General features: G+C 52.7%; 14 protein-coding genes and 1 pseudogene. 7 read left to right on the forward strand and 8 right to left on the reverse strand.

Translation table 11 applies throughout. From position 1 onward, the window contains the following. Positions 1-71 precede the first annotated feature (71 nt). Together HX790_RS26360 and HX790_RS26365 are read right to left on the reverse strand one after the other, a co-directional pair. Positions 72-1,712, reverse strand: coding sequence for a hypothetical protein (locus HX790_RS26360; RefSeq protein WP_176992456.1), 1,641 nt, complete (start codon positions 1,710-1,712; stop codon positions 72-74). Next, on the reverse strand, positions 1,709-2,866 hold the full coding sequence (locus HX790_RS26365) for a protein kinase (RefSeq protein ID WP_177037672.1): 1,158 nt from the start codon (positions 2,864-2,866) through the stop codon (positions 1,709-1,711). Before HX790_RS26365 ends, HX790_RS26360 begins: the two co-directional genes overlap by 4 nt. A gap of 210 nt (positions 2,867-3,076) precedes the next feature. Here HX790_RS26365 and HX790_RS26370 point away from each other — a divergent pair, with 210 nt between their 5' ends. The 6 genes and pseudogenes from HX790_RS26370 (at position 3,077) to HX790_RS26395 (ending at position 8,588) form a co-directional block, all read left to right on the forward strand. Then, positions 3,077-4,831 (forward strand): patatin-like phospholipase family protein, encoded by a 1,755-nt coding sequence (locus HX790_RS26370; RefSeq protein WP_176992458.1) that lies wholly within the window; start codon positions 3,077-3,079, stop codon positions 4,829-4,831. Beyond that, complete coding sequence (locus HX790_RS26375) at positions 4,822-5,040, forward strand: hypothetical protein (protein WP_176992459.1); 219 nt, start codon at positions 4,822-4,824, stop codon at positions 5,038-5,040. The genes HX790_RS26370 and HX790_RS26375 overlap by 10 nt, the downstream gene beginning before the upstream one ends. Before the next feature lie 431 nt (positions 5,041-5,471). Next, complete coding sequence (locus tag HX790_RS26380; RefSeq protein ID WP_015885959.1) at positions 5,472-5,789, forward strand: transposase; 318 nt, start codon at positions 5,472-5,474, stop codon at positions 5,787-5,789. Continuing rightward, entirely contained in the window at positions 5,786-6,040 is a 255-nt protein-coding gene (gene tnpB / locus HX790_RS29955) for an IS66 family insertion sequence element accessory protein TnpB (RefSeq protein ID WP_176992460.1), read from the forward strand. The genes HX790_RS26380 and tnpB overlap by 4 nt, the downstream gene beginning before the upstream one ends. Beyond that, positions 5,926-6,462, forward strand: a pseudogene (locus HX790_RS26390) (IS66 family transposase); the annotation flags it as partial. The gene tnpB and the pseudogene HX790_RS26390, both read left to right, overlap by 115 nt. A gap of 209 nt (positions 6,463-6,671) precedes the next feature. Further along, complete coding sequence (locus tag HX790_RS26395; RefSeq protein WP_043205934.1) at positions 6,672-8,588, forward strand: methyl-accepting chemotaxis protein; 1,917 nt, start codon at positions 6,672-6,674, stop codon at positions 8,586-8,588. A 611-nt stretch (positions 8,589-9,199) separates the two neighbouring features. Here HX790_RS26395 and HX790_RS29960 read toward each other — a convergent pair. Continuing rightward, positions 9,200-9,592 (reverse strand): hypothetical protein, encoded by a 393-nt coding sequence (locus tag HX790_RS29960; protein WP_371318510.1) that lies wholly within the window; start codon positions 9,590-9,592, stop codon positions 9,200-9,202. Positions 9,593-9,829: 237 nt separating this feature from the next. Next, positions 9,830-10,927, reverse strand: coding sequence for a topoisomerase II (locus HX790_RS26400; protein ID WP_176992461.1), 1,098 nt, complete (start codon positions 10,925-10,927; stop codon positions 9,830-9,832). Positions 10,928-11,557: 630 nt separating this feature from the next. Between HX790_RS26400 and HX790_RS26405 the strand changes: the two genes are divergently transcribed. Beyond that, complete coding sequence (locus HX790_RS26405) at positions 11,558-12,271, forward strand: DNA-binding protein (RefSeq protein ID WP_176992462.1); 714 nt, start codon at positions 11,558-11,560, stop codon at positions 12,269-12,271. Positions 12,272-12,675: 404 nt separating this feature from the next. On the opposite strand, the gene HX790_RS26410 is transcribed toward HX790_RS26405, so the two are convergent. The 4 genes from HX790_RS26410 to HX790_RS26425 all read right to left on the reverse strand — a co-directional run bounded on the left by HX790_RS26410 (position 12,676) and on the right by HX790_RS26425 (position 18,971). Then, the gene (locus HX790_RS26410) at positions 12,676-14,574 is read right to left on the reverse strand and encodes a UvrD-helicase domain-containing protein (protein WP_176992463.1); all 1,899 of its coding nucleotides are present in this window, start codon (positions 14,572-14,574) and stop codon (positions 12,676-12,678) included. Positions 14,575-14,582: 8 nt separating this feature from the next. Further along, positions 14,583-16,505 carry an ATP-dependent endonuclease gene (locus HX790_RS26415; protein WP_176992464.1) on the reverse strand — a complete coding sequence of 641 codons (1,923 nt, stop codon included), beginning with the start codon at positions 16,503-16,505 and terminating at the stop codon, positions 14,583-14,585. Between the two features lie 255 nt (positions 16,506-16,760). Continuing rightward, a complete protein-coding gene (locus tag HX790_RS26420; protein ID WP_176992489.1) occupies positions 16,761-17,852 on the reverse strand; it encodes an IS630 family transposase in 1,092 nt (363 codons plus the stop codon). A gap of 282 nt (positions 17,853-18,134) precedes the next feature. After that, complete coding sequence (locus HX790_RS26425; RefSeq protein ID WP_176992465.1) at positions 18,135-18,971, reverse strand: MipA/OmpV family protein; 837 nt, start codon at positions 18,969-18,971, stop codon at positions 18,135-18,137. Between the last annotated feature and the right edge of the window lie 67 nt (positions 18,972-19,038).

Here is a 19,038-nt window from a genome sequence, read left to right on the forward strand (position 1 = left end):
ACCATGTGGGCCGCGGCAGGCCGCTTTCAGATCCCTGGTTTACTTGCTCCCCTAGAGGCGATTTACTTTTATCAAATACGCTCGAATCCTTCAGGGAGATGGAAGCTCAAGCCATGGTAGATAGAGTCAGCAAACTTAAGATGTCCCGAAGGCTCTCCTGTAGCCTGATGGTTTTCGACCGGCAGCTTGAAAATTTCTCGGTAACCATCTGGATTTTCATGTAAGCGAATAATCTTGCTTAGGCTGTCTGTTCCTTCTAGTTTTCCCACGTCGCTAATCTTCAGAGTTACAGCTTGGGCTCGCACCAGCACCATCGAGGCCCATTCCGCTTTAGCAAGTATCGCTTCACGTGCATGGTAGATAGTGCAGAGAACTGGATCGTGGTAACTGTCTGACTGACAAACCTTTTCTGCAGCCTCATAATATTTTCTACCTTGCTCCAAAGCGCCCATCCGATAGCACAACATGCCGTAATTCGCGAGAGCCTGGGCGTGATTGGCGCCGCCCTCTTTAAGCGCACTGTCGAAAAGTGATGTCCACTCGGTTATTTTTGCGACGTCCTTGGAGGTCGGTTGGAGTGGCGTTATAAGAGCGAGCTCTGCATAGGCTCGGTTGAGCTTTAAGATTGAGTTGCCCGGGTTTGCGATCAGCCCTCTCGTGGTGATCTGGAGCATTTGCTCATACCTATCATCTAATGATGCGATATAGCTGGCCAGTACAGGAGGCTTGCTTGAAAAAGGCTCCGCTTCTAACCAGTCCAGAGCGTGGCTTATCGCTGAATCTGCTTCACCTTGGATGAAGCTTTCCCTCGCTTTGGCCTCGTAAGCGATCTCCAGGCTTTGCACTTGAGTGTGCGAGGCGTATTTGATGTCATGTCGTTGCTCTGCCCAAACTGCTTGAGCCAGTGTATTTCGATTGGGGTACAGCAGCGAATTTCGTAAATACATTTTCCCTCGTTTCATTGCGCCGCTTTCAATTTCTAGCGTACCCAATGAGCTCGCGAGCTCAGTAGTATGGCGAGGGTGTAAACCTTGTTCCTGTATTCGGCGCGCGGCGGACAAATTCCGGCTTGTTTTACCCATCAATTGAGCTACCGATAGCTCGGCGGAAGCAATCCATGGGTCACTTCTTAAGGCAGGGTGTTTTGCGAGCAAAAAATGGGACTTTTCGTACTCTTCAAGGTGGATAAACAACGTTGAAGCAACACGGGATACCCAACGATGGCTTGGAGCGAGATTCAAAGCCACAGTCATGGCGCGCTCTGCGGGTTTGGTTTGACCTAGGGAAAGGTACTCCCGCGCTAGGTCTACCCATGCCAAAGTATTGCGCGGGCTTGTACGAAGACTATTTCGAAGTGAAGCGATACGGATCTTCGGTTCGGTTACCGGTGACTCCATCTCAGTCTGATCCAATACTCTCCTAGCCATACTAAGAACGGACTTGGGGAGGCTGCCGTCTTCAATAATCCGCCTGGACGCTACGTTGAGGCCTTCGTAATTGTTCTCCAGCGTTGCCGAGCTCAACAACTCTACTGCCGTACCAACAAGTGAGGACCTGGCGAGCTCATTGATCAGCCTGCTAGATTCTGAAAAATTTGACGTCCGGTGAGCCACGGGTTTGATGGCCGAGTTTTCCTCTAGGGCTGAGGCCAGCCTGGATTTGTCCCAAATTGGAATAACTTTCCTGTCCGCTTCTTCCTTGCCAAAGCTCATATGCTCTGCCTTCTTCCTTCAAGGATCGCTTGCTTCTTTGCCTCTGTTCTCAAGTTCTCCAGCGCACTAATGAAACGATTTAATCCCAGCCCCAGCCCTGCGTTTCCGAGCAGTTGCTTGGCTCCGCGCTTCGAGTAATCTGGATTTGAGCACTGACTGATAAGTGAGACAACCTTATCTGCTGCCCATGCAGGCAAGGTCATTTTGCAATCCTGCAAACCTTCGTAGAACGCAGATTCCAGGTAAGGAAGTGCTTGCGTATAGCTGCTTCCTCCCGCTTGATCGGGAAACCAGTGTTTGGGACCAACTGCCGCTGGAAGTCTTTCTTTAATCAAGGCATTGACCGTGAACCCTAAAACGAGGAAGCAGACGAGCGAGCCGAATTGATAAAGGTCGGCCCGCTGCCTGCGGTCAATCCACTCGGTAGGGACGTGCCCGTACAGCTGCTCGGGTGGCGCGTAACCGTAGTCTCCTGCAATGCTGTCCTGTTCAAAGGCGCCTCTGCCGTATCCTTTAATCGTTGCGCGACCTAGGTCGCCGACCTTTGCACCGAACTGGCTAAAGACCATTACATTCGATGGTTTGAGGTCTTGATGGCTGATTTCTTCATTGTGAAGCTGCCCAATTCCCAAAAGCACATCTTTAAGGTAGCTAAATTTTTTAGCGTAATCTGTGTTTGAAGTTTGAGTGATGTGGCTACGAACATCACCGCCATCCGCCAGCTCCAAAATCAGGTATGCCACTCGTGGAACATGGTCTTCTGGCTTGCGATCAACCTTCACAGTCCCATGGCCGAGTATGGTAACGACTTGGCGCATCCTACTCTTGGCACACAGCTCATTTAGCTGTCTTTCGTCTCCGAATGCTTGGGTTGCACGGTTGATGCTATCGACGAAATCATCATCGCCGTCATCTGTGATAACGCTGTCGAGATCCAGAGCTTTGAGAAATGCAACCGAGTTTCCTTTTCGGACTCGGTAGGCGACTGAGTATGTGCCACCAGAGCAATCGGCGTGCGTGCCGCCTCTGCCACAAGCAATCAGCTCCTCTACAATCCAGCCATCTGAAAGCTCCATCCCTTGAAGCCGGGTGGCGGGCGTATCAAGCACTGTCAGCTCTTGCATTTGTTCACCGCAATTTTTATGAGGAAGCACTCCGATGGCATCGTATCCTTGATGCCCACATGGGGTTCATATCGGTAAATCTATAGCAGATTGCCACTGCGTAGAATACAATTCTGCTTCTTGATCTGGCTGAATTTAAACTAGTTAACTCTGCGCCACTATTTTTCTCATGACGGTCGGTTAGCCTCCTCCTATTTCATAAGCATCAACCATCATTCGAATAACGCCAAGGTCATCACTATGGAAAGTAGACATCCTGTATTTCTCGCTTTTCAGGGCGGAGGAGCCAAAGGTGTCGTGCATGCTGGGGCTTTACTGGCGATAAATGATCTTGATTTAGAAATCAAGGGTGTAGCTGGCACATCCGCCGGATCGATGATCGCGGCACTCATCGCATCTGGCTATACGGGAAAGGAGCTTGTAGATCCTGATGAAGAAAAGCACCTTTTCCAGACCATAACGCCTGAGCTTGGTATTCATCGAGCTACAGATATTTTTTCCAAAAAAGCTTGGCGAATTCTGACAATTGGCAGGTCATTGCCAGCTCATATCCGCAGTTTTAAAACCTTCTACCTCAAGATGATCGCCCCCTACCTTGGCGGCAAACCGAACATCTATTGGTTCTACGGTGCCTTGGCTCTGTTTTTCATTTTGCTGGCGACCTGTCCAACTATCGCGCAATTTGTCGCCGGCCTTTCCACGTTGGGCGTTATAGCTCTTGGCGTAGCTCTTCGGTGGGTGTCGGGCGGAATTTCGACCGTAGGGGAGGTTCGCCGCCTTATAGATGGTGCAATCAGAAAGAAGCTAGGAGTCGAAAAGCACAACATCACTTTCCGTGACCTTAAGGACAACGGAGGGCTGCCTCTTAAAATCATCTCCACGAATATCCTTGGAGAATGTCTTGAGTTGTTCTGTTTTGAGCGGACCCCCGATACGCCTGTTGCCGATGCGGTAGCTGCGTCTATCTGCCTTCCCGTTATATTCAGTCCTTGGCCGCTCAAGTTCAGGCGCGGTACGGAAAACCTCGACCGAAATGTATCGGGTAGTTTTTTCGATGGCGGACTTATGTCGAATTTGCCTGCGTGGCCATTCGATGAGGAGAGATTGATTTACCCCGGAACAACGACAATCGCGCTAGGGATTAGCCCAAACGTCCCGACGGCTGCAGCAAGCAAGGCCAAGCATTGGCTAGGGTCTGTGATTAATGCGATCGTTTCGGGTACCGGCGAAATCCACACCCGGGCAGTGGGTCGAATTATTAAAATACCGCTTCGATGCCGACTTGGTCTGCTCGATTTCGACGCACCTATCGACGAAATTTATGAAGAGGTCCGGCGCTCGCGAAATCAAGTGCACCATCAGCTTCGTCGGGAACTGACGACATATCCGGACGTTATCAGCGATGCCACAAACGTTTTGCAGGCGGGGATAATCGCACAGTTGGCCAATTATCGCGGCCGATGGTTCAGTGAAGCGATAGAGGGGCACACTATCAGGGTTGCGATAGGTGCACAGCGTGCGGGTGCCATGAATAGCCTATCTTTAGTTTCTCAGGCAGGGTTTATGGATCATCACCCGGATAGCAAGATTACGCTGCCTCTTATCGGCTCAGCAGCTGGTATTGCCTGGTCAGAGGGGGCGGTGGTGGCGGCGCTGCCTTGGGATGAAGATATGGAACTGCACGCTCTCGATAAGATGTGGGACCAGGTTAAATGGTTCATGTGCTTCCGTGTCACGCCCCGCCCCTGGCTTCCGATAGCAAAGGTACTCACGCCACCCCCTAAAGCGCCGTTCCTCGGCAAAATGCACGGGGAGATGGCGAAAATTAGGCCAATCGTTATAATCATCGACGGAACCATGCCTTTCGATGATTCCCTTGAGCAGGCTTACGATGACATCTTGGAATGCATTGAACGCATCCAGGAGTCGGCAGTCGAATATTTACGGCGGAGAGATCTTGATTTCATTCTCCAAGGATCAAATTCATGGCTATAACCCTTTACGTTGGTGGTAAATCGGTTTACTCGAAGAAGGCGAAGCCTGTCGATGAGTATGTGTTGGATCCTGTATTTGAAGCAGCAGCCATTGCCAGTGAGTATCACCAGAGCCACCTTCGCGACTTTCTGAACGATCGAGAGCATGAGCGCGCAGAAAAGAAAGATAAGCTCGCTAAGCAAGCGCGCGAACGTTCTAGCTGTGCATAATCGATGTGGTTATCGTTTACTAGGCCACACAATCTAATAACCGTCGCTACCAGCGGCGGTTTTTTGTTTTTACGGGCAGGATTTTAATCTGAAGACTTCGGATATCTGCCGCATGTCACCATTCTGTAATGCTCCGCCAAAGTCACCAAGCGATCCCTTCGATGAGGGCGATGTGTTGGCGCTGCCCCCAGATTGATCCAGTTGCCGACGTAAGACTGCCCAATCTCCAAACCTGCAAAAATCCAGCAGACAGTGATTCACGAGAAGTCAGGCTGTGGCAGTGAAATGCCGGCAACTGTGTCACCTCGGCATCGGCGCCGACAGAGTGCCATGTAAGCGGATGGCGATCACACCTACCGAACTCCAGTATTTAGGGCGATGGTGTCCGCGTATTTTAAGCGGACGCGATCACCCTTATCGCCAGGATTTCCATGCGCCAACGCAGCTCTTACCCCAAACCATTTAAAGCCCAGGTCGTCCAGGAATGCTTGCAACCTGGAGCGACGATTTCCAGCGTAGCCATCCATCACGGCATCAACGCCAACGTGATCCGCAAGTGGCTACCGATTTACCGGGATCAATCACCCGCAACTCTGCCGGCCTTCATCCCCGTACAAGCTGCACCCAAGCGCGCAACAGAAGAGACGGTGATCATCTCACTGGTTCTGGGCGATAAATCCGTCACCGTAAAATGGCCAGCCTCAGATCCGGACGGCTGCGCGTGTTTTATCCGTGGCCTGGCCCAATGATTCGTATCGACTCCATCTGGCTCGCCACCCAGCCCATGGACATGCGAGCCGGCACTGACACTGCACTGGCCCGGGTGGTTGCCGTGTTCGGTGCGGCGAAGCCGCACTGCGCCTACCTCTTTGCCAACCGCCGGGCCACGCGCGCCGCAAAGTCTTCGACCTGCACGTCGCGAATAAAAGCCAGTTGGCTGAGCAGGCGCTTCACTCGATTGGCGGGCTGTACGAAGTCGAGCGACACGCTAAGGAAATGAGCGACGAAGACCGTTGGCGATTACGCCAGGAAACGGCGGTGCCCATCGCTGAAAAACTGCATGAGTGGATGCTGGCCCAACGCGAACTTGTGCCCGAGGGCTCTGCTACGGCCAAGGCCCTGGATTACAGCCTTAAACGCTGGGTAGCGCTGACGCGCTACCTGGACGATGGTGCTGTGCCCATCGACAACAACCAGATCGAGAACTTGATCCGGCCGTGGGCGCTTGGGCGGTCGAACTGGTTGTTTGCTGGGTCGCTGCGCAGCGGCAAACGGGCGGCGGCGATCATGAGCCTGATCCAGTCGGCACGTATGAACGGGCATGATCCGTATGCTTATCTCAAGGATGTGCTGACGCAGCTGCCGACGCAGCGGGCCAGCGAGATCGAGCGACTGCTACCACATAGCTGGGCGCCTGCTTAGCTACAGGTAAAGCTTTGCTGGTTTCAGCCGAAACATTCCGAACGGAGAAAAAACTGGCTACGGCAGGCTACTACTGAACCATCCTGGGTTCTATCAGACGTCGACTTCATAGAACGTTCGCCTTGGATAGCTTTAAACAACATCTTCAAGCCCTGAGGCCTGCCATGCTTAGAAATGCTCCTTTGAGTACAAAGCTACTGCTTATTTTGATGTTTCCCCTGTTGGGCTTTCTGGTCTTCGCCGGGATTTTTGTAGCTGACAAACGAGAGACACTGAGCGAGATGAACCGAGCGGTCACCGCTACCGGCACCGCGCAGAAACTCAGTGACGTAGTAACCACTATCCAGCGTGAGCGCGGCGCAAGCGGCGTGTTTCTGGGCAGCGGTGGTAAGACGATGCAGGACAAGTTGAAAGTCTTACGCCAAGAAACCGACCGTGCGGTGAGCGCGATGCATGCGCAATCGACCGAGGGTCTTATCGCGCCTGACAAGATGCTGCGCGCAATTGATGGTTTGGCCGGACTGCGTCAGCAGGTGGACACGCTCGCAATCAATAACGGCGAGTCCGGCACCCGATTCACCGATCTTATCAAAAATTTGATCGGCTTCTCTTACTCACTGGAAACCAGCATTGAGGATCCGGAAATCCTGCGTGGGCTGAGTTCACTCAATCAGTTCGTAGACATGAAAGAGCGCTCTGGTCGAGAGCGTGTACTGCTTGGCCTGGCATTCAACCAAAACCGTTTTGATGCGCCGCTGTTGTCACGTTTCAGCCGCAACATGGGCGAGTTCTCCGGCTATTTCGAGGCCTTTCAACGCTGGGCTCCTGCCGTGTTCAAAAATAAGCTGGATGCGGTTCTACAACAGCCCGCATCCGTCGATGTAGCTCGCCTGCAAAAACTCGGATTTGATACGCCTCTAGGCGATCCGCTTAATATCAAACCCGAAGACTGGTTCAACCTTTCCACCAGCCGTATCGACATGATGGCTCAGGTCGAGGCTGAACTGGGCCAGACGGTCGTGAGCCTAGCCAATGTCGCGCGTACCGATGCCCAGCGCAGTCTGTATGTCGCAATAGCCACCGTCATTCTGATGTTGATTGCGGTGCTGTGGCTCGCTTCGGTGATTATTCGCAATATCAAAATCGCTGTGGTCGACGTGAACCGCACCCTTATTTCGCTATCCACGCGTGACCTAACTGCCAGAACCCGTTACACCGGCAGAGACGAGTTTGGCGAGATCTCGCGTAACCTGGATAACATGGCCATACAGATCGGTGAAGTGATCCGTGAGATCGGGAGTGCCACGGCGCAGGTCGCGACCGCCGCCGAGCAGTCTTCGGCTGTGGCCCTGCAAACTAGCAATAACGTCGTCCAGCAGCGTCAAGGCACCGATCAGGTGGTCACTGCCATCAGCGAGATGAGCGCCACGGTCAAAGACGTGGCGCGCAGCACTACCGACGCCGCAGAGATGTCGCAGCGCGTTAATGCCAGCACTATGCAGGGCAAGGCTGAAATCGAGAACACCATCAGCTTGATCAAAGGGCTTGAGGTTCAGGCCGAACAAACATCCCGAATCATTGAGGAGCTCAAGGGTGAAAGCTATTCCATCTCCTCGGTTTTGGATGTGATTCGTGGTGTAGCAGAGCAAACCAATCTGCTAGCTTTGAACGCTGCCATTGAGGCTGCCCGTGCCGGTGAGCAGGGTCGTGGATTTGCCGTGGTCGCCGATGAGGTGCGGAATCTGGCCAAAAAGACTCAGGATTCCACCGTCAGTATCCAGAAGATGATCGCCAATCTGCAATCCGGCTCCGACCGTGCCGCCACTTCCATGCAGGAAACTCTAGGGAAGGCTCAAGAAGGCGCGAGCAACGTAGTGCGCGCAGGGGAGTTGCTAGAAGAAATAGCCGAGGGCATCGCGACCATCAGCGACAGCAACATACAGGTCGCCTCGGCGGCAGAACAACAGAGTCAGGTTGCCGAGGAGATCCACCGCAACGTAAACGACATCAACACTCTGGTTATCCAGGTCAGCGCCGGTGCTGAACAAACCGCCGTCACCAGCCGCGAGTTAGCCCGCTTGGCCGAGCAACAGCAGGGGCTGGTGGGACGGTTCAAGGTGAACTGAGTTACAAGTTTTTTTACCGGATGCTCAAATGCCCGAGAGAATGACTTTCGGGTATTTGAGGATTGGTAGGTGAGAGGGTGACGCGCCTATAAGGGCTACTTTGCTCAACGCGATAAACGAGGCTTTTCATGACGCCGGATGAGGTCAGGCCATGGATTATCAGCCGTCCTACGGCTTTCTGAAGGACTGCTTATACCGTTCTGAGTCATACAAGGTGACTTTGGCAGACGCTTACAGTGCCATTTCTAAGGTGTTCGATTCAGCGCCGACTGAGCACGAACGAGCGGCTCAAAAGTCTGTGGACGTTCTCGTTCAGACAGATCCCCAACTATCCAAAAAACGGCGGTCCACCTCATTAGTTCAACTGTCGGCAGAGGAGCAAGCGAGTGCATTCTTCGACTACATCGATACGGTAGCACCGCCCAAGCCGACGAAGCCCAAATAGCGATTCCTTTGTCATGTGTAAAACGGCTTGGGTCTTTTCTATGTGATGAAATCAGATCGTTACGCGCGTTGGGCAGTAGCGTTCAAACAACATGGACTTGCCGCCACAAAACCGGACAGGCTACTAGCCCATCAGTCCATGACCATGTGGGCCGGGCAGGCCGCTTTCAGATAAGTGATAAATAGTCTGTGAGCGTAAGCGAATGTCGGCGTCCATTTCCTAAAAGTATGTAGAGCGTGTTACGTGTACAAAAAAGCCCTTCGTACTCGCACCAAACCTTTAAAGTGCTCACTACCCAGTCGCCTTCCTGAAATCTACCTCTACTGTCCAAAACAACTTTGCGCGCATAGACAGCTGAAGGCTCTTGCCCAGCTGAGTGAACGGCCTCTATCTGCTCAGGCGTCATCGTGACGTCAAAGAGTATCCAGTCCGAAACCAAGCAGAAGGGGTGATCGGGACATCGCGTCTTAGCCAGATCCGTTGCTGCCTCTAGAGGCAAAGAACAACCTGACATAGGCTCACCTGTTCCCAAATAAATCGCGAAGTCCGAGAGTTTCATGGGTAGCGCCTCCGTGTTCACAATTTCTTCAATGTACGTGTTCGGTAGCTTGGTTGGTCATCCAGTTTACCGGTTTGCCAGCTGCGATCGGGCAACCACTTAGCTCAAACTCTGAATCACCGGAAACAAGGTAGGTGTCCACATTCCATGGATCGTGGACACTTGCAGTACCTGGAAAAACCTAAAGTCAAGGTGTTTTAATCGACTTGAGGTGCGTTCGACACGTTGACACAGTCGCTAGCGACTGGGTTTGAAAGCCAGGAAGTCTTCCATTGCATGGAACTCCAACTGCTTGGCTTTTCGGGTCGTGGACAAGTATGCGGCCATTTCGTCGAAGATGGCATCGTAGTCCTTCAGGTCTGAATCTGTGTAGACGATGATAGGGATTCCCTGTTTGCGGAAGTAGGCCTTGAGCTTGCGCATTTCCTTCTCGAAGTTCGCCTGAGCTTCTTCATTTATTTGCTTCTGGGTCTTGCCGCTGGTTCCCTCTAGCCTGCCGTGAGTTGACCAAGGCGAAAGTTCGAATCCGACCTTTGACAAAGTGAAGGGATCAATAATAGTGAAATCCAAGCGGTGCTCATGGCGCGCCGATTTTCCTCCGTAGCGCAACTCCGGAATCAGCAGCGGTACGTCCAGCGGATGTTCGCTATTGGACACGAATTCGCAATAGCGCTTTGCTATGGCCATTTCGTGCTCTGACCCAGAGTTACGAACCAAGGTCTGGCGGAAGAACTTCAGGTATTGATCGACGGATGAAAACTCAATGCAGTCTTTCTCGTCGGGTATCACGAAACCGGTCTGCAGGATGTGGCCGATGGTCCAGTAATTCGGCTTGAAATGCCGAATCTCGCTCTTATCATTCTCCCAAGCTCCATTCTTGAACCGGGGGGTAACCAGAATGCCGTAGGACGCATTTTTCTGACCTAACCAAATTTCAGCGTCCTCTACTTCCGGTCGCTTGCGGGCGAGGGCATCAAATTGACGTAGGTATGTTCGGGTGAGGAACAATTTGAACCAAGTCCGCACCACTTTTGAGTGCTTGATATGCGCATGGGCATCGAAATAAGTATTGCCCGGCCGTGCTACAGGTCCGAGCTCATAGAGATAATTGAGGAAACCGCGGAGATAGAGCGCGATGAACTGCCCCGGTGAGTCGATGACTTCGTGTTTAATGTCGATGTAATCGGCGTGCTTCCCGCCATACGTGGCATTCAATGAATGTTCGTTCCGGTAACCGGTAATCTCTAGAACCTCTTCCTTGAGTTGGTTTATCTGTGCTGTGAGCTCAGCAATCCGACGATTGCGCTGTGTTTTTAGCGGATCTCTGGGGGTCACAGTTCCTGTTCCTTTCCTTGGTCGCCATGCTACGAGGCGCTCCTGGCATTCAGCTAAAAGCCGGAGCTCGGCGATTTACGTTTGAGAATTCATAGGTTTTCTAACGCACGGCCAAATGCCACCACGTCCCATATGAGAGTAAGCTGTTAACGCCAACGCTGAATTGATCCACGTGCTTACGTGGGATACCCACCCTCAAGTCAACACAAATCCAGTAAAAGTAGTGGTTCGCAAGGAGTCTGCCCGGGTCAGTGATATTTCGGCAACTGTGTCAATTCGGCGCCGACGCCAACAATATTTGGGGATGAAAAGCTAAAAAATCATCGTTCGTGAACCAATTCAACATCACAGAAGACTTTGATTTTCTCTAGCAACTTTATGATTTTAAAGTATTTTTTTGTATTTTTTTTGAAAAGACGTGTCACCTATATCTAGAGAGAGCTGTTCCGAATTCGGTAGAAAGGTCTCATCAGAAGCCATTTTGAGATCTACCAAAATGAATAACTTTCGCAAAGCTGTAGAAGCACTGGAAAGACTCGCATCTAAGGCAGACAAACTAGTACCGCTCGTTCTGTCTTTTGCAATCTTCGCTGCGATCATCGTCATCGGTTTGCAACAAGGATTAGGCAAATGAGAATTCTTCCCTGGGTGAAGATGCCAGCACTTTGGATTAAGGCAGGGGGACTGCGAGACTTCGGGTGGGCTAACACGAGCAATGTGTCGCGTTCCTCAGCCATCGCAGCGTTGCAGCTGTACATCGCACTGATGACTGTCGCAGAAGAGGACTGGCGGACTGATGGCTGCAAACTGGTTGCAGACATTACGTACAGCGATCTGATGCGGATCGCCAATCTAAGTCGGCAGCTGGTCGCAGCAGGTCTGGAGGGTTTGGTGAAGGCTGGCCGGATCACGAGTGAGAAACAAGGCCGGAAATGTCGGTACCTGATTACCGGCTACGACTTCAGCGGCAATTGGTGCAAGCTGCCGGCTAGGGCACTGTACATTCCGCTGAAACAGACGCTGATCGAGCCCTTCCAGTTGTTCCAGAAGCGGTCGGTTTGCGAACTCGATGCGCTCAAACTATTCCTTTATTTTGCTTTCGCCCGGGATAACAAAACGCCATACACGATGGCGTCGTTCGAAACGATCTGCGAAAAGACAGGCGTGCCCGAAAAGCGCATTCCCCGAGCAAACGCGTTTCTCATCAACTGCGGCCTTCTGGCCAACTTGTCGCGAGAGCATTCGGAGGACGTCAAGAAGAAGGAGCCGAACAAATACTTTTTGCGTGGTTACAGGGAGCTTTTTGTAGGCCAGCAGGCTATCACGCCCGTGCCCGCAGCCTGATAGGCTGAGTCCGACCGATTCAGATTCTGTTCATGCTGGAACATACCCATTCGTGAACAAATCGGGCGATCACCGATAGTATCACTAGCTTTTGTGCCCCCAGGAAGGCAGAGATCGTGCTGAACGACCTACGCCAACCAGACGAGTTTGCAGAATACCGGCTCGCGACCAGTCAGACGGTTGTCTGCGATCAGTTCTTGCAGGAAATGAACACCACCAACGGCGCTGGGGCAGAGGCACGATGCGCTTTGCCTACGTATTGGTTGCTCCCAACTGAGGTATGCATAGGGAGATGATGAGCCAGCCGTACTCGACACGGCTCGATCAGTTCTGGACGATGAAGTGCTAATGGCTCAATGCCTGTCAGGATGCCCTCGCTCTCGAAGGCTGTACTCCTTGTCCTGCTAAAGCAAATGGGTGATGGCCCACCCTTGATCGGCCAATGCCGTTTTACACTCGTCCGAAACCCGTTCTGCGTTGACTGCCAAGCATAGAAAGCTGGTAGGTCGCGACATACCGACATACAGGTTTCGAAATTGAGAAAGCTGAGTCTCAGGCATTTTCCCGGAGCGAGTGCCAATCCCAGCGATGATGGGCAATGCTAGCTCCAGGTCGAAGCGACGACTTGGATGGCCTAGTGACTCCATGACGAGGGTCGCCAGATGCGTTTCGCCTTTCATCGAGGCGAGGGTACCGATATGAATACCTAAGCTGCGACCATTTTTTTCGATAGAGCACATGGACCGGTGGGCTCCTTGAATAGCCATGGCCTCTGATCGCTCAAAAACCGGGAGCGCGGCGAATATCTGTGGCGTCATGTGATTAGGTAGCAACGGACGCAGTCTGACGTATAAAGAATTCACGATACGGATACGCCTAGCTTCATCCGCATCGCTCACGTTTGCCATGCACAGATCACGAATCAGTAGCCGGAAGGCTGAAACATCTCCATCAGCATCACGGAGTTTTCGAATTAGCTGATGATCGGTTTTTAAGCCTTCGACAATCTCTGCCTTGGCTGCGCGTAGTACCAGAAATAGTGCTCTGCGGATCTCCTCAAATCTTGATGAAAATGATGCGTTTACAGCAGGCTTGGGCCCCCCGAGCAGCGCCCAGATTCGCACAAGCTTGAGTCCGGGTGATTGGTCGCCACCCGAGGCCGGCCAGTAGTCTAAGAGAGTTCGGCCTGCTAACTGTGTTACGGCATCCCCCTGTTTGCGAGCGCAAAGGGCTTTGACTTTTCCACTAGCCAGATCGGTATCGCTGAACCGGTCTAGTACATGATCTCCAAACGTCGAGATCACTTCCTGCACTCGTCCGGTGCTATAGACGATCAGCATAGACGCGTGACGGTCTTCGCCCTCTCCGGTAATAGCGGTACCTGCCAGCTGGGCTCTAGACACGGACTTAGCGATGTGGGGACCGAAGCGCTTGCTAGAGGAGATCGGAAGTACGTCGCCTCGAGGGAAAGTCAGGTTTTCCGCGCCTTCCGAGCTTCCAAGGATTCGTTGGTTGATGTCGCCGAAGCGCTGAATGGTGACGGTCTCATCGAACATCAGCTGCAACAAACGCTCTTGCTCCCAGGACGTGTCCTGCATTTCGTCGATGAAGACGATAGGGAACCGTCGGGACAGCTGGGTGCGAACCTTAGGGAAAAGGGTCAACAAACGTTCTGCGTACGCGAACATGTCCGCGTGCCGGAAAACCCCTTCAGCGGAGAGTTTTTCTTTGATACTGACGATTGTCGGAAGGGTTTTCGCGCCTGGTTTAGGAAGCGAGCCAAACTCGCTGGCGAGGTCCAGAGAGGCACCTTTGTAGACCAGCCCCTCTAGCATGGGCGCGACGCTCGCATTCTTTTGCATGTAAAGCTTCAAGCCAAAATTAGCTTGGGCTAACGCCAATGCCCGGCGAGCAAAGATATCGTTGTCGATCACATCGACAGTCATCCCATTGCTTCGCAGGTAGGGCAGAGCCAGAAACTGATTCACCATGGCGTGAATCGTCCCGATGAAGTGGGGATGCGTGAGCAGGCGACTCCCGTCATGACTTGTACCTAGCCGATGTTGAATCTCATCACGGGCGACATTGGTATGACTGAGCACACAAACGCCTGCGCGGCTTGACGTCCATCTGCGGCTCAGCATCAGGAGCTTCGCGGCTAGTACCGTGGTCTTGCCACTGCCTGGCGCGGCGTTGATGTCACGAGACTGGTTCTCCAGCAATACGGCACGCCGCTCTTGATCATCGAAGTTCAAGTCGGGTGTCAGTTCGCGTAGAGCCGCAAGATCGGCAGCATTGATCACAGGGACTGTCATGGCTCAGCCCTGCCAGTCAGATGCCGTAACGCCTGCTGTAGGTAAGGCGGCAGCTTATTGAACAGCTCATCGCCTTTCCCATAGTCGCCTGTTGAAATCAGGTGAGCAGCGTATTGGGCGGTGATCGCTTTTGATGCCTCTTTTTCAACGAGCGGCTGGTAGATGAGTGACGCCAGCTCCACTGGCGAGTGTCCGGCGTTCGAGAGTTCTTTCCAACGCTCGCCTGCCTCGACGATCGTTTTCTTCTCGTCGTCCTCCGTCAGCCGTTCACCCCTCGAATCAGCCTTCTTCGCCAGGTGAATTGCATCATGCATCAACTGGGCACATCCATGAAGGGCGAGATCGAATTCCAGCGTCCAGTTGTTGGATACGCAGACAATTGTGCTACCACCCTGGGCGCGGTCGACCTTCGTTTTGACCAGTGCCTCGACTTCCTCTGGTGTGTAGTCTTTTTCGAATCGTTTACGGTTGTTCTTGGGAGGAGATATGTAGGTGGCCTCATTGGGAACGATGTCACGATCCGTGATGCAGGCAACAGGAATTGGAATCGCCGAGCCATCAATCGGCTGCAAGATTCGCGCGTAGTGATAAAGCCCAACTCCGCCGACGTTAATGCAAGAAATGCCGTGTTCGTTGAACGAGTATCCTGAAGCTGCAGCCAGAGCGGGCAGCAGCAGCGCTTCTGCTGGCCCTTCCACAATCGCAACGCCGCGAGCGAAGAACAGATTCGCTTTGGTGGCATCGATAAAGCGCCTCAAAAACTCGTAATCGCTTTTCAGCAGTTTGGTCTTCCCGTGAGCTAGGCTGAATAGGTGGGCACGGTTTACCAAGGTCAGGCTTGCGATGTCCGCACCCGCCGCCAGAGATGGGCTGTGGGTAGTCATGATGATCTGAACAGGGCGGCTATCTGGCTCCGCCGCCTTGGAGGTACGTTCAAGGAGCTGCTGAACGCGCTCCTGCAGTTGCGGATGGAGATGGGCCTCGGGCTCCTCGATCAGCAGCAGTCCGAGTTCATCACCTTCCCTCAGCAGAACCAGTTCGGTCGCCATGAACAGAGCGTTGTTATAGCCGAGTCCCCGAATGCACCGTTCACCTGGATCGATGGTGGAGGATGGCAGCAGCGCCAATTCGAAGCGTTCCAGAATGGGCTGCAGGCCCAACTGCGGAGCGATCTGGATACGTGAGGATAGGGCATCGCCGGCAAACGCGAACTTGTTCAGGTAGTTGTCGTTGATGTCGTCCTGGACATCTCTGATGACCTGATGCTCGCCTAGGTGGTGCTGAGCAAACGCCATCAGCCCGACCAGGTTGCTGGGGACGGTAGCTGGAGCCGCTAGGTCGAAGTCATTTTGCTCCTGCCCATCAATTCGCTTATGAGCGCCCAAAATTTGGGACAGCCGAGACTGGCGACCAGGGCGTAGCTCGGCTTCGGCATCTCGAAGGGGGCGCAAGTAGGTGGCTCGGATGAGCTCGCGAACCGCCGTGCCGATCTCTGGCCCCGTGCCGTTCGGGCCCGAGCAGGTGATTGCCTCGACCCGTCCAGGTTTGTTGGCCTTCGGAGGTATCCAACGCGCCTGCAGATAGACGATCAAACTATGAGATCCGTCTGCTTCGTGGGTCATCCATTCGAGAACCGAGGCCTCTTGCGCGGGGTCTAGGTCCACAAGAGTGGCTTCAATGAACAGGGAGCGAGCTCGTGCTGTGCCCGTGATGTGAAAGTCGGTTTCGAAGAGGCGAATGAACTCGTAGCTGGTTGTCCACAGCACGTAGCGAATCGCGTCGATTACAGACGTTTTGCCGGAATCGTTTTCCCCGACAAGGATGTTGAGTCCGGGGGCAAGATCCCAATCAAGTGAGGGGGCAACCGTACCGTCTCCAAATGCCCGAAAATTTGACGCCCTGATCCGCTTCAAATGCATCTTGGTTCTCCGTCCTGTTGGAAAGCCTGCCCCGGATGGCGTAAGGCAGTCCGAGCGTTCTGTGGTTGTGATTGGCTTTTATCACGGGAGAAAGCGGGTCGGAAGGTAATTTAGTGGCTGGAAGCCATTAATGAGAGTGGAATAAGGACTCCATGAGCATTTGGATGCTCATTTCATGAATACTTGGACACTCATTTCATAGCCATTTGGACTGTGACTTCGACTGATTCTATCCAAGCCTAGTGGACTGGGCGGTTAATCCATTAATTTATTTTTTATCACGCTCAGCTTCGCTTTATGTACCGAGCTAATGATGGCCTCAGCCGTTTTATTCCACTTGAACGGCTTGGCTGAATGCTCATTATGAGACTCGATAAATTGACGGATAGCCACCTTTAGGTCGGCGACGCTGGTGAAGGCACCCCGGTATAGCGCTCGTCTTTCCAGTTGTGCAAACCAGCCTTCCACGGCGTTCAGCCAAGAGGCGCTGGTTGGTGTGAAGTGCAATTTGAAACGCGGATGCTTTTCCAGCCACTGCTTGATTGCAGCCGTTTTGTGGGTCGAACTGTTATCTAGAATCACATGCAGATCCAGTCCCGCTGGCGTGCTGCTTTCAATCTGTTGCAGAAAAGCCAGAAACTCCTTGGCTCGATGGCGCTGGGTAATCCGTCCGATTACTTGGCCGGTCATGATGTCGAAAGCCGCGTACAGACTCGCCGTACCATGGCGCTTGTAATCATGCGTCCGGCGTTCAACTTGACCTAGGCGTAGCGGGAGCATCGGTTGGGTGCGATCCAACGCCTGGATCTGGGTTTTCTCGTCAACCGACAACACCAGGGCATTATCCGGTGGGTTCAGATAGAGCCCGACCACGTCGACTACCTTGTCGGCGAAATGAGGATCGTTGCTGATTTTGAAGGTCTTCAGACGATGGGGTTTGAGGTCGGAAGCGGCCCAGACCTGCCGAACCTGCCACGTGGTGACCCGCGCATACTTGGCCATCAAACGGACGCTCCAGTGAGTGGCTTCCTGGGGTACACGCCGGGTGGTCAGTGTCAGGATTTCGTTGATTTTATCGGGCCCAAGTTTGAGTGGCTGGCCGCTGCGCGGCAGATCGCTCAACCCTTTGATTCCCGCCTCCAGATAACGTTTTCGCCACTTGAATACCGTCGGCGGCGTGACTTGCAACTGCTCGCTGACGGCCTTGGGCGTCAATCCGTTAGCCAGTAGAAGCAGGATGCGCGCTCGCTGGGCGAGGCTCTGTTCCAGCGTACTCATACGCAACCAACCTTGCAGGGCGATGAGATCATAAGGCATTAAAGCGAAGGGGGAAGTCGGTCGGGCCATGCGCATAACCAATCCATGACATTGGACGCACAGTATATCGTTATCATTAGATAAATGAATTAACCGCTCAGTCAACTAGAGCCACTTTCCCAGTCAGTTTTAAATTCATTTATTGCTCCTCAAACTAAGCATAGTTAATAACATAGCTCTGAGTGACATGGCATAATCAAGGCGATTTGGTGAGTTGAGTAGCGCCCCATCATCTGAACTGGGGCGAGGCGAATTTGTATTTATTGACAGTGCATAGCCACAAGCTACCTAGAAGCACACGCCGAACAACGATCAGAAGCTATATGTCACCTTCAGGCTGCCAGTGGGCGATGTTTTTCGTTGAACAATTGGACTATTTCGTGCATCGCCAGCCAACTGCGTAAAACCTGCTGCCGCAACTAAGCTCCAGTCTTGATTAAGCTTGTGCATCCAGTCCATATTCAGTGAATAGGAATAAATTCCAGACTTGACATCATATCGAGTAACCCCCGATGCGGCCGACTGTGATGCACTTACCCCGTAGTAAGTCTGCATGTACTTGCTGGTCCCCCAACTACTGGTCAGCGCCAGCGTCACAGCGTTTTTCGATGACGTATAGAGCGGGCTGGCAATACTTAAATGCAGGGCCTCACCATTGCTTCGCTGAGAAATCGGCACTTCAGCCTGCAATTGCAAATTAAGCCAGTCGGTCACCTCGTATCCTAGGCCAGGCAAACCGATAGCTGAGCCCTTAACGTCACCCATACCTCGCAAGTAGTCGCTACCGTAGCTGAGCGAATCGCTATCCACGTCACGATCCTTTCTGCCTGCGCGATAACTCAGCGCAGCGCTGTAATCAAATTTGCCGATGTTGTTACCGTAACCGATACCACGCGTGGAGCTGACGAAGAAACCATTTACCATAGAGTAATCAATCACTAGGGCCGTCGTGATTCGGCTTTGATCCGAACCAGAATAACGTGGCGCAACATCTACGCTTCCTCCTAGGGTCAACTCGTTGCCCTGTTTCTGTTCTGCTGCCAGTATTGGGGTTGCCAATAACGCGAGGACAAATCCTGACAAAAATTTTTCCAGGGTATGCCCCGAAAGTGAATGGGGAAACTTATGACTCAGTTCGATGCTTCTCATTAAGGAAGTCCTTGTGGGTTCAACTGGCTACGATACAAGCGGTTTTAAACGCCAGAACGCTCAGTTT

The sequence above is a fragment of the Pseudomonas sp. IPO3747 genome, assembly GCF_013385245.1.
GTDB classification, from domain to species: Bacteria; Pseudomonadota; Gammaproteobacteria; order Pseudomonadales; family Pseudomonadaceae; genus Aquipseudomonas; species Aquipseudomonas edaphica.

Coding starts and splice junctions, on each gene's coding strand:
- HX790_RS26370 (WP_176992458.1), top strand. CDS start 3,077: ATGGAAAGTAGACATCCTGTATTTCTCGCTTTTCAGGGCGGAGGAGCC.
- HX790_RS26405 (WP_176992462.1), top strand. CDS start 11,558: ATGAGAATTCTTCCCTGGGTGAAGATGCCAGCACTTTGGATTAAGGCA.
- HX790_RS29960 (WP_371318510.1), bottom strand. CDS start 9,592: ATGAAACTCTCGGACTTCGCGATTTATTTGGGAACAGGTGAGCCTATG.
- HX790_RS26360 (WP_176992456.1), bottom strand. CDS start 1,712: ATGAGCTTTGGCAAGGAAGAAGCGGACAGGAAAGTTATTCCAATTTGG.
- HX790_RS26420 (WP_176992489.1), bottom strand. CDS start 17,852: ATGGCCCGACCGACTTCCCCCTTCGCTTTAATGCCTTATGATCTCATC.
- HX790_RS26425 (WP_176992465.1), bottom strand. CDS start 18,971: ATGAGAAGCATCGAACTGAGTCATAAGTTTCCCCATTCACTTTCGGGG.
- HX790_RS26395 (WP_043205934.1), top strand. CDS start 6,672: ATGTTTCCCCTGTTGGGCTTTCTGGTCTTCGCCGGGATTTTTGTAGCT.
- HX790_RS26415 (WP_176992464.1), bottom strand. CDS start 16,505: ATGCATTTGAAGCGGATCAGGGCGTCAAATTTTCGGGCATTTGGAGAC.
- HX790_RS26380 (WP_015885959.1), top strand. CDS start 5,472: ATGCGCCAACGCAGCTCTTACCCCAAACCATTTAAAGCCCAGGTCGTC.
- tnpB (WP_176992460.1), top strand. CDS start 5,786: ATGATTCGTATCGACTCCATCTGGCTCGCCACCCAGCCCATGGACATG.
- HX790_RS26375 (WP_176992459.1), top strand. CDS start 4,822: ATGGCTATAACCCTTTACGTTGGTGGTAAATCGGTTTACTCGAAGAAG.